Annotated in this window: 9 protein-coding genes and 1 tRNA gene; 3 read left to right on the top strand and 7 right to left on the bottom strand. The window is 65.6% G+C overall.

Translation table 11 applies throughout. The annotated features are described in order from the left end of the window. The first annotated feature begins 2 nt into the window (after window positions 1–2). The gene (locus ABMA46_RS04015; protein ID WP_348998027.1) at window positions 3–1,130 is read left to right on the top strand and encodes a DmpA family aminopeptidase; all 1,128 of its coding nucleotides are present in this window, start codon (window positions 3–5) and stop codon (window positions 1,128–1,130) included. A gap of 116 nt (window positions 1,131–1,246) precedes the next feature. Here the strand turns inward: ABMA46_RS04015 and ABMA46_RS04010 are convergent, their stop codons facing one another. The 3 genes from ABMA46_RS04010 to ABMA46_RS04000 all read right to left on the bottom strand — a co-directional run bounded on the left by ABMA46_RS04010 (window position 1,247) and on the right by ABMA46_RS04000 (window position 2,501). Continuing rightward, window positions 1,247–1,489 carry a hypothetical protein gene (locus tag ABMA46_RS04010; RefSeq protein WP_348998026.1) on the bottom strand — a complete coding sequence of 81 codons (243 nt, stop codon included), beginning with the start codon at window positions 1,487–1,489 and terminating at the stop codon, window positions 1,247–1,249. 182 nt (window positions 1,490–1,671) lie between these two features. Next, window positions 1,672–1,748: transfer RNA gene (locus ABMA46_RS04005), tRNA-His, on the bottom strand. A gap of 294 nt (window positions 1,749–2,042) precedes the next feature. Beyond that, window positions 2,043–2,501, bottom strand: a complete 459-nt coding sequence (locus tag ABMA46_RS04000; RefSeq protein WP_348998025.1) for a phasin — start codon at window positions 2,499–2,501, stop codon at window positions 2,043–2,045. Window positions 2,502–2,742: 241 nt separating this feature from the next. Here ABMA46_RS04000 and ABMA46_RS03995 point away from each other — a divergent pair, with 241 nt between their 5' ends. After that, window positions 2,743–6,576: a PAS domain-containing sensor histidine kinase gene (locus tag ABMA46_RS03995; RefSeq protein WP_348998024.1), complete on the top strand. Its 3,834-nt coding sequence runs from the start codon at window positions 2,743–2,745 to the stop codon at window positions 6,574–6,576. Between the two features lie 468 nt (window positions 6,577–7,044). On the opposite strand, the gene ABMA46_RS03990 is transcribed toward ABMA46_RS03995, so the two are convergent. Further along, a complete protein-coding gene (locus tag ABMA46_RS03990; RefSeq protein ID WP_348998524.1) occupies window positions 7,045–9,009 on the bottom strand; it encodes an acetoacetate--CoA ligase in 1,965 nt (654 codons plus the stop codon). 181 nt (window positions 9,010–9,190) lie between these two features. Here ABMA46_RS03990 and ABMA46_RS03985 point away from each other — a divergent pair, with 181 nt between their 5' ends. Beyond that, the gene (locus tag ABMA46_RS03985; protein WP_348998023.1) at window positions 9,191–11,080 is read left to right on the top strand and encodes an AsmA family protein; all 1,890 of its coding nucleotides are present in this window, start codon (window positions 9,191–9,193) and stop codon (window positions 11,078–11,080) included. Between the two features lie 71 nt (window positions 11,081–11,151). Here ABMA46_RS03985 and ABMA46_RS03980 read toward each other — a convergent pair whose 3' ends face one another. From ABMA46_RS03980 to ABMA46_RS03970, 3 genes are read right to left on the bottom strand one after another with little or no spacing between them, the layout of a single operon-like run. After that, window positions 11,152–11,970, bottom strand: a complete 819-nt coding sequence (locus ABMA46_RS03980) for an ABC transporter permease (RefSeq protein WP_348998022.1) — start codon at window positions 11,968–11,970, stop codon at window positions 11,152–11,154. A gap of 4 nt (window positions 11,971–11,974) precedes the next feature. Further along, window positions 11,975–12,943 carry an ABC transporter permease subunit gene (locus ABMA46_RS03975; protein ID WP_348998021.1) on the bottom strand — a complete coding sequence of 323 codons (969 nt, stop codon included), beginning with the start codon at window positions 12,941–12,943 and terminating at the stop codon, window positions 11,975–11,977. Between the two features lie 8 nt (window positions 12,944–12,951). Then, the gene (locus ABMA46_RS03970; RefSeq protein ID WP_348998020.1) at window positions 12,952–14,091 is read right to left on the bottom strand and encodes an ABC transporter ATP-binding protein; all 1,140 of its coding nucleotides are present in this window, start codon (window positions 14,089–14,091) and stop codon (window positions 12,952–12,954) included. Between the last annotated feature and the right edge of the window lie 19 nt (window positions 14,092–14,110).

The following is a 14,110-nucleotide window of genomic DNA, read 5'->3' as shown; positions in this document are numbered from 1 at the left end:
CCATGACGCCTCCCCGAAATCAGCATCATCTCGCTACACCTTCCGGCAGGCCGCGCGCCCGCGCCTTCCTCGCCTTCGACGGCGAGCCCGGCCCCTGCAACGCCATCACCGACGTGGCGGGCGTCAGCGTCGGCTATACGACGCTTGTCGAGGGCGACGGCGCGCTCGTCGTCGGCAAGGGGCCGATCCGCACCGGCGTCACCGCCATCCTGCCGCGTCCCCGCGACGATCTCGCCACGCCCTGCTTCGCCGGCATCTTCAGCCAGAACGGCAATGGCGAACTGACCGGCACGCATATCGTCGAAGAGACGGGCGCCTTCGATTTTCCGATCACCATCACCAACACCCATTCCTGCGGGGTGACGCGCGACGCGACGCTGCGCTGGATGCACAAGGTGCTGCCCGGCGCGCTGGAGGGTGCCTGGGGCCTGCCGGTGGCGGCCGAGACCTATGACGGATTCCTCAACGATATCAACGGCCATCACGTGACGGACGCGCATGTCTTTGCGGCATTGGAGAAAGCCTCGACCGGACGAATAGAGGAAGGCAGCGTCGGCGGCGGCACGGGCATGATCGCCTTCGGCTTCAAGGGCGGCTCGGGCACCGCCTCGCGGCGCGTGCGGCACGGCGCAACGGACTGGACCGTCGGCGTCTTCGTGCAGGCGAATTTCGGCGACCTGAAGAATTTTTCCATGCGCGGGCGGCATGTCGGCGAGGATTTGCGGCCCCTGCTCGTGGAAGCTAAGGCTTCGATCGAGAAGGGCTCGATCATCGCGATCGTCGCCACCGACGCGCCGTTCCTGCCGCACCAGATGAAGCGGCTGGCGCGGCGCGTGCCGCTCGGCATCGCCCTGACCGGCGGCTTCGGCTACCACAGTTCGGGCGACATCTTCCTGGCCTTCTCGACGGCGAACAGGCCAGCTCTTACGGCAGCCAAGGGCTCTGTTGCCCAGGCCGACTTCATTCCCGACGCCGCCATCGATCCGTTTTTCGACGCCGTGGTGCAATCGGTCGAGGAGGCGATCCTCAACGCGATGATCGCCAACGAGGACATGCGCGGCCGCGACGGCCACTTCGTGCCGGCGCTGCCCAAAGCCTGGCTGACCAGGGAATTTTTCCGACCGGAATAGACCGTACGGCGCTTAGAGCGGTTTCCGTGCTAACGGAATCGCCGAGACCGCTTTATCTCTTTGTTTTGGCCGCATTTCCGGACGCAAAACCGCTTCGCACTTTTGCTGGAAATGCTCTAGTCGGAACCGGAGGCGCGTTCCTGTGCCTCGACGGCATCCTCGAGGCGCGCGGCGATGAGGTCCTGGATGTCGCCGACCTCTTCCTGGAGTTCCTCCAGCGGAATGCCTGCCTCCGCGGCCTCGGCAGCGCATTCCCTGGCGAGCGTCTCGGCCTGCTTCTCGATCCGGATTGGCTCGGCCGGGGCCTGGCACTTCTCGCAGATCCATTCCTGCAGGAACTCGATCGCAGTCTCGCTCATAATCAACAACCTGGTTCGGCCCAACCATCATGCTGCGGGCCGGCGTCATCGCTACAAACGTGTGGCACCCGAAAAGGATGCCGGCGGCAGTTCAAACCGAGTCGCCGCAAGACGGCAAGGCGCAAAGGAGAGCAAGGCGAAAGCGTCGTTTTCGGTCGCAGGGCCAGCCATATCGGGGAAAATGGTACCGTTGGGTGGGCTCGAACCACCGACCTCCGGATCCACAATCCGGCGCTCTAACCAACTGAGCTACAACGGCACTTTGCCTGAGCCTTGGGAAACGAAAAATCCTTCGTCAGCCGCGCTCCTTCGTTCGGCGAAGCGTCCTTACGAGCAATCGAGCCCCATTTCAAGACTTTTGGCGAGACAAAGGCAGCCGTCACGCCGACCCATGTGTTTTGTCCCCAAGAGGCATGTGAATGCGGCTCGCAAAGAAAAAGGCCGGCGGGAGGAGCCGGCCTTTTCCTTATCAGGGCCAACGGGAGGAGGTGCTGGCCGCTTCATCCCGACGGCGAGGGAGGAGGAACGCCGTCGGGTATGGCAAAGATCGCGATCAGGCGACCTTGAGTTCCTTGAAAGCCTTCTCGAAGGCGCCCTTGATCGGCTGGGCGACGTCCTCGGCGGCCTTGGAGGCGACCGTCTGGAAGTCCTTCGCCTGCTCGACGGCCAGCTCGACGCGCTTGCGCAGGAAGGCAGTCTGCAGCTCGACGGCTTCCGACAGCGACTTGGCGCCGACCAGCGCCTCGAGATGGGCGAAATTCGCCTCGGCGTTGGTGCGGAGCGCGGCAATGGTCTTGAGCGAAAGGTCGTTCGAAACGGATTTGGCGGTCTCGTAGGTCGCCTCGAGAGCCTTCTGCGCCTCTTCGGCGCCGGTCTTCATCTTGGCATAGGCTTCCTTCGACTGCTCGACGCCCTTCTCGGCGAAGGCGCGCATCTGGTCAGTGGCCTTGGAAGCGTCGAAGCTGGGGAACTCAACGGTCTCGGCGAATTCTGCGGTCTTGGTCTTGGACATTTTCCATCCTCTCGGCTGGCGGCCTTGCTGAAGGCCGTCTCGTGACTTGATGGGCGCTATATAGGACAAGTTTTTGTGCAATGCAATATTTTTGTTGCATTGCAGCATAGACGGGCCTTGTGCCCGTTAACCAAGCCGGGAAAATACGGCCCGTCGACCGGCCCCGCTGTGGACGTCGGCCGCGCTGGCCTTTATTAACAAAGCGTTAATCGCAATGCTTGCGAGGGTTCAGGCCAGGCGCATGTCGTCAAGCTATTCGTTTCTCGATGTCGCCGTGCTGGACGCGGTGAGAAGGCGCTTTGCCGCAGGCGACGCCCTGGTCGTCCTGTCCGCGGACCTGGAGCGGGCGCTGTGGGCGAACGGGCCGGGAGCGGCGCTGTTCGGTCAACCCGACATCGAAACATTCGTCGGCGCCGGCAGCGTCCTGCCGCCGGTGGCGCGCCGCCAGTTGACGGCGACGCGCGGCTTTCCCGCGATCGGCGTCGACCGCGCCATCACGCTGAGACTTGTCACCGGCATGACCAGCCAGGCGGTTGCGATGACGGCGAGCGCGATCACCATGCCCGACGGGGAAGACGCGATCCTGCTCGCGGCGCCGGCTGCATCGACGGATGCCGGCGAAATCGCAAGCCTCGCCCTCGGCGGGTTCACCGATGAAGGGGAATTCCTCGCCTTTATCGACGGCCAGGGCAGCGTAGAGGCCGCCTCGGACGGATTTGCCGCGCTCGGCATAGCGCAGGACACGCTGGCGGCTCTGGTCCGGCAGGTTGCCGGCCAGAGCGACCGCACGGTCAAGCGCCTGATCGCCGGCGGACGCCGCTCCTATCCCGCCGGCATGGCGCGCCTGTCGGACGAGCCGGCGCGCCATCTACTGGTCGTCATCGACGACGGAAGGGCGGAAGACGGGCAACCCGAAGCGCCGGCCGCTTCGCAGGCGGCGGCGAATGAGCAGCAGGACGACATTCCTCTTCCCGACGAAGCGGCGGCATCGCGCGTCGAGCCGGCCGATCCGGTGAACGGTAGCGACCGGAACGAAACCGAGCCGCAGTCCGCCGATGCGGATAGTCCGCAGGACCCGACGACCGAGAACGCACCCGGCGCGGAAGCGGACAAGCAGGAGATGCCTCTCGCGGTCGCAGACAGTGAGTCCGAGACGGGAACCGAAACCGGCGACAGCGACAGCGGGCAGGCGCCGGCAATCGACACCCATGCGATGCCGGCGCGCTTCGTCTGGCGCACTGACGCGGACGGCGCGTTCAGCACGATCTCGCCGGAGTTCGCCGCCGTGGTCGGCGAGCAGGCGGCGGATGTGATCGGCCGCCGTTTCAGCGACGTCGCAACCGCTTTCGGCCTCGACCCGAGCGGCGAGATCGCGCAGTTGCTGGAGCGGCGCGACACATGGTCCGGACGCACCGTCCAGTGGCCGGCGAAAGGACTGCGCATTCCGGTCGATCTGGCGGCGCTACCGGTCTATGACCGCGACCGTGCCTTCCAGGGGTTCCGCGGCTTCGGCGTGGCACGGCCAGCGGATGCGGTGGTCGATACGAAGCCGTCCTCTCCTCAGGGGACGGAACGGCCGGCAGCAGAGACCGCTGCCAGCGACATGGCCGTGGCCAACGGGCAAGCGCCCGGAGCGGAAACCGACCCTTTCAAGGGTGAAGTCCCGGCGCTGGCCATCGAGCCAAAGCCGGACAGGCGCTTCACCGACAAGGTGATCCGGCTGGCGGAACACCGGCCACCGACGATCGACAAGAGCCTCTCCAATGTGGAGCGGAACGCTTTTCGCGAGATCGGCGAGAGGTTGAGGAAAGACAGCGGGCCTTCCGGGGAAGCGGCGAGCGCGCCCGCGGCCGCAGGCGCCGGCAATGGCGCGCCGGCCGGCGAAGACACGCCGACGGCCCGGCCTGCCCGACCGGAGTTGGAAAGGGAGGAGCAGGTTCGGCCGGCTGACGGCGTACCGGCCGCCGTTGCGCAGGACGAAACGCAAACCGAGGCCGGAAACGACGACCTGCGGGGGCCTGCCACCGAAGCCGGTCAATTGGCCAGCGGCGTGGCCGGGGCCGAGCCTCCGGTAATGGCCGATGCCGAAGATGCCGCAGGCGAGGCGGAAACGGCGGCTTCGGAAAAACCCGGCGAGGAAACCGACACGACTTCCGTGCCGGACGGTTCGGCGCCGGATGCGCCGGCGAACGACGCCGTGGCGTCCGGACGTCCCGCAAGGAAACGCTCGCTTTCGCTGCTTGACTATGCCGACCCGGTCGACGGATCGCCAACCGCCCCGCTGCCCGAAGGGACGGCGAGTGAATCCGAACGTGCGCAGGCGAGCGCCGACGACAGCATCGCCGCCGCCGATTTCGCCGATGCCCGCGACGACGAGACCCTGCCGATCATTCACGATGGGGAAGCCGGCGATGACGAGGGGGGCGCCGGTGACGATATCCCTGCCGAGCTCATCGACCAGGGGAACGACAAGACACCTGCCGCTCCGCAACGGGCGCGCCGCCCGCTGTCGCCGCCGCCATTGCGCAGCGAGGGCATCATGCCCTCCGCCTTCGCCACGGTGGACGACACTGCGCCCGACACGTCGATCCTCGCCAGGCTGCCGGTTCCGCTGCTCATTCATTCGGGCGACGCGCTCTACTACGCCAATGACGAATTCCTTGACCTGACGGGCTATGGCGCACTCGAGAGACTCGTGGACGCGGGCGGGCTGGAAGCGCTGTTCGCCGACCCTTACGCCGATGACGGCGCCGCCGACCAGACGGATCGCTCGCTGCGCCTGCGCACCAGCGAAGGCCGCGAAATCCCGGTGCACGCGCTGCTGCGCACGGTGCCGTGGCGCGGCGGCAAGGCGCTGATGCTAGTGTTGCGGCGGTCCGGCGAAGAGGCTCCGGAAGAACTCGGCGCCACACCGCGCGGCCAACAGGCTGAGATGGTGCAGCCCGACATCGCCGATCTCAAGGCGCGCATCTCCGAAATGCGCACGATCATCGACACGGCGACGGACGGCGTCGTCCTGATCGGCAGCGACGGCCTGATCCGCTCGATCAGCCGTCCTGCCGAAGCGCTGTTCGGCTTCGATGGCGACGACGTCGCCGGCAAGCCGTTCGCCTCGCTGTTCGCCATAGAAAGCCAGCGCTCGGCCAACGAGTATCTGGCCAGTCTCTCCGAACCCGGCGTCGCCAGCCTTCTCAACGACGGGCGCGAGGTGATCGGCCGCGAAGCCCAGGGACGCTTCATTCCGATTTTCATGACCGTGGGCCGGCTGCCGGGCGACAGCGGCTATTGCGCCGTGGTGCGCGACATCACCCAGTGGAAGCGGGCGGAAGAGGACCTCACCCAGGCGCGCGCCGTGGCCGAACGGGCCTCCTCGCAGAAGACCGACTTCCTGGCGCGCATCAGCCACGAGATCCGCACGCCGCTCAACGCCATCATCGGCTTTTCCGAACTGATGGTGGACGAGAAGTTCGGCCCGGTCGCCAACGACCGTTATCGCGACTACCTGCGCGACATCAACCGGTCCGGCAACCATGTGCTCGACCTGGTCAACGACCTTCTCGACATCTCGAAGATCGAGGCCGGCCAGCAGGAGATGGACTACGAGGCGGTGTCGCTCAACGACGCGCTCGCCGAGACGGTGGCGCTGATGCAGCCGCAGGCCAACCGCGAGCGGGTCATCATCCGCTCCAGCCTGGCGTCGCGCCTGCCCGACGTGGTGGCCGATCTGCGCTCCATCAGGCAGATCGCGCTCAACATCCTATCCAACGCCGTCCGCTACACGCAGGCGGGCGGCCAGGTGATCGTCTCGACCGCCTACGAGCCCTCGGGGGACGTGGTGATGCGCGTGCGCGACACCGGCGTCGGCATGACGCAGGCCGAGATCGAGCAGGCGCTGAAACCGTTCAAGCAGATCAACGCGCTGAAACGCGGCCGCGGCGACGGCACCGGCCTCGGCCTGCCGCTGACCAAGGCGATGGTGGAAGCCAACCGCGCCCAGTTCGCCATCCATTCGACGCCCGGCGAAGGCACGCTGGTGGAAATCGCCTTTCCCTCGACGCGCGTGCTGGCCGAGTAACCGCGATCCTGGTCCATTCCCGGCGGGCCGCCCGCAAAAAGAAAGGCGTCCGGATGGACGCCTTGGAGAAGTGAGAAATTTGTCACAACGGGCTTGAGGAACAGTCCGCGCGGGGGCGTCGAGGACAATCTCAAGTTATCCCGACTATCTCAGGCGGGACCTTAACAAAACCTTACCCGCACCGCGGAAACTTTACCAATGTGTACCACTTGTGAAATCGAGGTAAATTCTGCGGATACGATCGGTTAACCAAGATCACCGGGAGTCGAGGACAACCTAATGGCGTCATCCCGGCCGCTGCCGAACGCCCCCCGGGTCTCGCCTGCGGCAACCCCGAGGGCAGGCTCCGGGCGCGAGGCGAGAGCCGGAATCCATTCCGGAGCATGGACAGGTTACGGAATAGATCCTGGATAGCCGCTCTTCGCTCCGCTCCAATCGGCTTCCGGGATGACGCCCCTTCGCTGACCGTCACGTCGCCAGTTGCGGCAAATCCTTGAACAGGTCGAGCGCCTCGGGGTTGGCGAGGGCTTCCTTGTTCTTGACCGGGCGGCCGTGCACCACCTCGCGCACGGCAAGCTCGGTGATCTTGCCGGACTTGGTTCGCGGGATGTCGGCGACCGCGACGATCCTGGCCGGCACATGCCGCGGGCTGGCGCCCGTCCTGATCTTCGCCTTGATGCGCCTGTCGAGGTCGGCGTCGAGCGCCGCGCCCGGCGCCAGCCGCACGAACAGCACCACGCGCACGTCGCCGTCATGCTCCTGGCCGATGGCGAGTGCCTCGGCGATCTCGGGCATCTGCTCGACCTGGTTGTAGATCTCGGCCGTGCCGATGCGCACGCCGCCGGGGTTGAGTGTGGCGTCGGAGCGCCCGTGGATGACGATGCCGCCGTGCTCCGTCCATTCGGCGAAGTCGCCGTGGCACCAGACATTGTCGAACCGCTCGAAATACGCGCCGCGGTATTTCCCGCCGTCGGGGTCGTTCCAGAAACCGACAGGCATGGCGGGGAAAGCTTTCGTGCAGACGAGTTCGCCCTTTTCCTGGCGCACCGGCCGGCCGTCCTGGTCCCACACGTCGACCGCCATGCCGAGCCCCGCCGCCTGGATCTCACCTTCCCAGACAGGCTCGGTCGGCACGCCGAGCACGAAGCACGAGACGATGTCGGTGCCGCCCGAGATCGAGGCCAGATGCACGTCCTTTTTGATACCGTCGTAGACGAAGCGGAATCCTTCCGGCGACAGCGGCGAGCCGGTCGAGGCGATCGCACGCAGCGACGACAGATCATGACTGCTCATCGGCACGAGGCCCGCCTTGCGCACCGAGTCGATGAACTTCGCCGAGGTGCCGAAAAAGGTCATGGCCTCGGCATCGGCGAAGTCGAACAGCGTGTTGCCGTCAGGATAGAAGGGCGAGCCGTCGTAGAGCAGCAGCGTCGCCCCGGAGGCCAGCCCCGACACCAGCCAGTTCCACATCATCCAGCCGCAGGTGGTGAAGTAGAAGAGGCGGTCGTTCTCGACCAGTCCCGCATGTAGGCGGTGTTCCTTGAGGTGCTGGAGCAGCGTGCCGCCGGCCGAATGGACGATGCATTTGGGCACGCCCGTCGTGCCCGACGAATAGAGAATGTAGAGCGGATGCGAAAAAGGCAGCCGTTCGAAGGCCAGCGGCTTCGGCGCGAAGGGTGCAAGCGCGGCGTCAAGCGCTTCGGCTCTCCGGATGCCGGCGGCGACGTTCGCGGAGGTGCCGAGATAATCGACCACCAGGACCTTGTTCACGCCCGGCAGCCTGTCGACAACCGCCGCAACCTTGCCCGTGACCTCGATCGCCTTGCCGTTGTACCAGTAACCGTCCGGCACGATCAGTACCTTGGGCTCGATCTGGCCGAAGCGGTCGAGCACGCCCTGCTCGCCGAAATCGGGCGAACACGAGGACCACACCGCGCCGAGCGAGGCGCAGGCCAGCATGGCGGCGGCGGTCTCGGGCATGTTGGGCATCATGGCGGCCACGCGGTCGCCCGTGCCGACGCCCAGCGAAACGAACAATTGCTGCAGCCGTGACACCAGGCCGCGCAGATCATCCCAGCTCAGCCGCCGCTCGACCTTGTCCTCGCCCCTGAAGACGATCGCCTCCTGCGATCCGTCTCTCCGCAGCAGGTTCTCGGCGAAGTTCAGCCGCGCATCGGGGAAGAAGGACGCGCCCGGCATGCGGTCTACGTCGACCAGCACGCGTCCGCCGGCGCCCTTCTCGCCGACGACGCCGCAGAAATCCCAGACGAGGTCCCAGAACGCCTCGCGATCGTCGACCGACCAGGCATGAAGATCCGCATAGGACGCAAAAGGCCTGCCGGCGCGCTCCGCCGCCGCTTCCGTGAACGCCGTCAAGGGCGCCGACCGGATCCGGGCCGGTCCAGGAATCCAAAGCGGCGTGTCGCTTGTCATCATGCCTTCTCCTCAACCTTTCGCCGCTAAAGCACATAGGCGACGGCCCATGCAAGCTCCCACCGATATGCGGCATGGCTGTGCGCATTTGCCATCGCCGGGCCACAAAGACTTGAAATGCGTCGGCGACGAACTACACCTGTCCGACGATGTCGGCGGAATCCCAACTTAACGAGGCGAAATGCCCTCACCCTGGATATGGCGTGCAATATGGGCGGTGGGCGTTGTCCTGATCGTGGCCACGCTGGCATTCGCCGCGCTGCCCTATATTGCGTCCACTCGAATCGTCCGCGACCGCATCGCCTGGGAGATGAGCGCCTGGAGCGGCTTTCGCGTGGCGATCGACGGCACGCCGCAGATCGAGGTCTGGCCTAAGTTCCGCGCCATCCTAACCGACGTGAAGCTGTCGAAATGGACCGAGACCGACGCACCGCCGGTACTGCAGGCCGAGCGCGTCGAGATCGACCTGTCCGCGCTGGCAGCGCTGCGGGGCGACGTGGTGTTCCAGGCGACGCATTTCATCAGGCCGACCTTTCGCCTCGACCGCCTTCCCAGCGGGCTTTTCACGCTACCCATTCCGACGGGCGGACGCATCGCCCGCTCGGTCGATACCGCGCGCTCCATCGTCAATGCCAACCCGACCAAGCCGGATGTCGGCAAGCTGCCTTCCGATCCTTTCGGCGCGCTTGACGTGCGCGACGGCCGCGTGATCGGCTCCGCCGACGGCAAGGACGTCGAAATCCTCACCGGCCTGAACGGCCAGGCCAACTGGTCGGCGCTCAACGCCGATGCAAGCCTCTCCGCCACCGGCATCTGGCGCGGCGAGAGCATCAAGGTCGAGATGTCCTCGGCCGCGCCGCTGCTGCTTCTCGCCGGCGGCACGTCGGCCGTTTCCGCATCCTTCAAGGCCGCACCTGCGAATTTCTCGTTCGACGGCAACGCAGGCCTTGCCCAGAACGCCTTTTTCGACGGGCAGGCGCAATTCAACACGCCGTCGCTCAGGCGCGCACTGGAATGGCTGGGCGCCAACCCGGCATTCGCCGGCACCATCGGCGCCGTCTCGGTGACGAGCAAGGTCAGCGGCGAAACCGGCCGCGTCAAATTCACCGGCACCAAGCTTGCGCTCGACAAGAACCCCGGCGTGGGAGCGCTCGACCTCACATTCGCTGACGCCCTGCCCGTGCTTTCCGGCACGTTGGCGTTCGACACGCTCGACCTCAGATCGTTTCTTTCGGCCTTCACCCCGATCGGCTCATCGAACGGCCAGGTGCCCGACGAGATCGATGCGAATTTCGCTAGCCGATTCAATCTGGACCTGAGACTGTCGGCCGCCCATGCCACGGCGGGCGCGACCCAGCTCGCCGACGTCGCCGCCACCGCCCAGGTCAAGAACGGCCTTGCCGTCTTCGACATCTCCGATGCGACAGCCTTCGGCGGCAATATCCAGTCGAGCCTCCGCTTCGACCGCAAGCCCGACGGCACGCAGGTCGAGATGCGGCTGCTCGCATCCGACGTGGACGGAGCGCAATTCGGCGCCGCCGCCGGCATGAAGCGGCTGGTCCCGACCGGAACCGGCACGGTATCCATCATCCTCAAGGGTCCCGGCAAGACATGGGATTCCATCATGGACAACGCCGACGGCTCGATCTCGGCCAATTTCGGACAGGGCACGCTGACCGGCCTCAACCTGCCGTCGTTCCTCAAGCGCTGCAAACAGGGCGGCTTCTTCCCGCTCGACGAGGTCTCCGACGGCACGCTGGCGATCGACGGAGCGGAACTAAAAGCCAATATATCCAACGGCGTGGCGCGGATCGACAAGGCCGAAGCCAAGTCGGCCAAGAACCGGATCTGGGTTTCCGGCATCGTCCCCTATGCCGGCGGGGGACTGGCGCTTTCAGGCGGGATCAGCCAGCCGGGAACGGCCCCGGCCGCCGCGCAGCAACCTGCGGACGGCGCGCAACCGGCGGACGCTCCTCCCGCGACGCCAGGCAACCAGGTGTCGTTCTTCGTCGGCGGAAGCTGGACCACGCCTTTCGTCTCGCCGATCAACGGCGGCAGTGCCGGGAACTGACGAACCGGACTGCTGACCGCACAGCGGTCCTTTCGAGAATATTTTTGAGTTAGTTCTTCCGGCGCCGGTGCTTACCCGCGCTGGGCTGCCTGCTCGTCGCGGATTCGCTGCACTTCACGGCGCTTGTTGACCACCGAGGCGATGATGACGCCGGTGGCGACAAGGCCGATCAGGATGGTGCAGGCGGCGTTGATCTCCGGCGTCACGCCGAGCCTGACCTGGCTGTAAATTTTCATCGGCAGCGTGGTCGCGCCCGGACCGGAGGTGAACGAGGCGACGACGAGGTCGTCCAGCGACAGCGTGAAGGCCAGCATCCAACCCGAGACGATGGCCGGCGCGATGACCGGCAGGGTGATCTGGAAGAACGTCTTCACCGGCGGCGCGCCGAGGTCCATCGCCGCCTCCTCCAGGGAGCGATCGAACGTCAGCAGACGCGATTGCACCACCACCGCCACGAAGCACATCGAGAAGGTGATATGCGCCAGTGTCACGGTGAAAAAGCCGCGATCGAAATCCACGGCGACGAAGAGCAGCAGCAACGACAGACCGGTGATGACGTCGGGCATGACCAACGGCGCGAAGATCATGCCCGAGAACAGCATCCTGCCGCGGAAGCGCGTGTAGCGCGTCAGCGCCAGGGCACCCAGCGTGCCGAGCACGGTCGCCACGCTGGCCGAGATCAGGCCGACGCGGATCGTCACCCAGGCGGCATCCATCAGGCCCTGGTTATGGAACAGGGAGACGTACCATTTGGTCGAGAAACCGCCCCAGACGGTGACCAGCTTCGAGGCGTTGAAGGAGAAGATCACCAGAAGCACGATCGGCAGATAGAGGAAGGCGAAGCCAAGCGTGACCGAGGTGATGTTGAAGCGGCTCCAGGTCGAGTTCATCGCCTCACCTCCCCGCTTCCTGGGCGCGCGCCTGCGCGTTCTGGAAGATGACGATCGGCACGATCAGGATCAGAAGCAGGATCACCGCGACCGCCGAGGACACCGGCCAGTCACGGTTGGCGAAGAACTCGTTCCATAGCGTGCGGCCGATCATCAGCGTCTGCGAGCCGCCGAGCAGGTCGGGAATGACGAATTCGCCGACGGCCGGGATGAAGACCAGCAGGCAGCCGGCGACGACGCCGGGCAGCGACAGCGGAAAGGTGATCTTCCAGAAGGCGGTGATCGGCGGACAGCCGAGGTCCTGCGCGGCTTCGATCAGCGAGTTGTCCATCTTCTCCAGCGCGGAATAGAGCGGCAGCACCATGAAGGGAAGGTAGGAATAGACGATGCCGATGAAGACGGCGGTGTAGGTGTTGGTGATGATCAGCGGCTCATGGATCACGCCGATACCGAGCAGCAATTGGTTGAGCAGGCCCTCGGGCTTGAGGATGCCGATCCAGGCGTAGACGCGGATCAGGAACGAGGTCCAGAACGGCAGGATGACCAGCATGAGCAAGGTCGGCCGCAGCGTCGCCGGGGCGCGGGCCATGCCGTAGGCGATCGGATAGCCGACCAGCAGGGTCAAGGCCGTGGAGATGGCGGCGACGACGACGCTGGTGACATAGGCGTTGAAATAGAGCGAATCCTGCGTGAGCCAGACATAGTTGTCGAAGCTCAGTTGCTTGAGGCCGGCGACGAGACCCGAGATGCCGTGCCCGAAACCCAGCACCGGCGTATAGGGCGGCATGGCGATCGCCGTGGTCGACAGCGAGATCTTGAAGACGATGACGAAGGGGATGAAGAAGAAGAACAGCAGCCAGAGGTAGGGCACGATGATGACCAGCCGGCTGAAGATTGCCTCGGCAAGGCTGGCGAGCGCGGATTTCCGGACCGCGGTTTCCGGGCCAGTAGCTGTCAATGTGGTGTCCGCCATCGCCGCACCTACCGCGTCAGCACGACGCCGGCGTCCGGCCGGAAGGAAATCCAGGCGCGGTCGTCCCAGGTCAGCGGATCGTCGACGGCGCGGGTCGCGTTCATGGCGCTCGCCCGCACCATCTGCCCGTCGTCCAGCCTGACATGGTAGACGGTCATGTCGCCGAGATAGGCGATGTCGTAGACCTGCCCTTCCAGGGCGTTGACTGCGTCGGCGGGCCGCTTGGACGACACCTTGATCTTCTCCGGCCTGATGGCGAAGGCGACATCTGAGCCGGCGGCCGTGTCGCCGGCGTTCTCGACCTGTATCTGGGCGCCGCTGGCGCCGGTGATGCGCGCCTTGTCGGCGGCGCGCTCGGCGACCTTGCCTTCGAACATGTTGACGTTGCCGACGAAGTTGGCGACGAACCGCGAGGCCGGCGCCTCATAGACCTCCGCCGGCGTCGCCACCTGCATGACCTCGCCCTTGTCCATGATGGCGATGCGGTCGGCCATGGTCATCGCCTCCTCCTGGTCGTGGGTGACGACGACGAAGGTGAGGCCGAGTTCCTGCTGCAGGTCCATCAGCTCAAACTGGGTTTCCTCGCGCAGCTTCTTGTCGAGGGCGCCGAGCGGCTCGTCCAGCAAAAGCACCTTCGGCCGCTTGGCGACGGAGCGGGCGAGCGCGACACGCTGGCGCTGGCCGCCGGACAACTGGTGCGGCTTGCGCTTGGCGAACGGTTCCAGCTTGACCAGCTTCAGCATCTCGGCCACGCGCTTGTCGATGTCTGCCGCCGGCATCCCTTCCTGCTTCAGGCCGAAGGCGATGTTCTTCTCCACGCTCATATGGGGGAACAGCGCGTAGGACTGGAACATCATGTTGACGGGGCGGCGGTAGGGCGGGATTCCGCGCAAATCCTGCCCGTCGAGCAGGATGCGGCCGGAGGTCGGCTCCTCGAAGCCGGCCAGCATCCTGAGCAGGGTGGACTTGCCGCAGCCCGAGGCGCCGAGCAGGGCGAAGAACTCGCACTCGAAGATGGTCAAGGAAAGGTCGTTGACCGCAGTGAAGTCACCGAACTTCTTGGTGACGTGATCGAACTGAATATAAGGCTTGGCGTTCGGATCGTTCCAAGGCGCGAAATCCCTGCGGATGCTGCCAAGCGACTTCATGTCCCACTCCGTGCCCTGT

The organism is Mesorhizobium hunchu (genome assembly GCF_040081975.1).
GTDB classification, from domain to species: Bacteria; Pseudomonadota; Alphaproteobacteria; order Rhizobiales; family Rhizobiaceae; genus Mesorhizobium; species Mesorhizobium hunchu.
This window is presented reverse-complemented; position numbering and strand designations above follow the sequence as displayed.